At 57.6% G+C, this 526-nt stretch carries 1 protein-coding gene; it reads right to left on the minus strand.

Translation table 11 applies throughout. From position 1 onward, the window contains the following. Positions 1-526 (minus strand): histidine kinase dimerization/phospho-acceptor domain-containing protein (locus tag M1V25_RS10310; protein ID WP_498843232.1); only part of this gene is annotated, 526 nt, incomplete at both ends.

Below are 526 nucleotides of genomic sequence, written 5' to 3' on the forward strand. Positions count from 1 at the left end.
CCATGTGGCCGCTATCGATGCGCGACAAATCCAGCACGTCGTTGATCAGGCGCAGCAAATGCTCGCCGCCGCGCACGATACTAGCCACATATTCTTTCTGCTCGGTGTTGAGATCGCCGCGTGTGCCCAGCGCCAGTAATTGCGCGAACCCCAGAATCGCATTCAACGGCGTGCGCCGGTCGTGGCTCATATTGGCCAGGAACAAAGTCTTGGCACGGTTAGCGGCTTCGGCTTTGACGCTTTCACGGCGCAGCGCCTCTTCGCGCAGTTTCTGCGCCGTAATGTCTTGAATAGTGCCGATCATGCGCTGGCCCCGGCTGCTGTCATTCACCAGCATGGCGCGGAAATTCTTCACATCATCGGGGTGGACGTGCTTTTCCATGCGATGGCCGCGAAAGGTGTTCTGATCGGTCGGGTATCCGACGATGCGGCAAAGTTCATCGGACCATTCAATCATGCCCGTATCGACATGCCAAACCCAATGGCCCGCCTGGCCGATTTTTTGCGCGACGTTCAACAGGTTTTC

It is taken from the genome of Candidatus Nebulibacter yamunensis (assembly GCF_024208055.1).
In the GTDB taxonomy this organism is placed as follows: Bacteria; Pseudomonadota; Gammaproteobacteria; order Francisellales; family Francisellaceae; genus Caedibacter; species Caedibacter lacustris.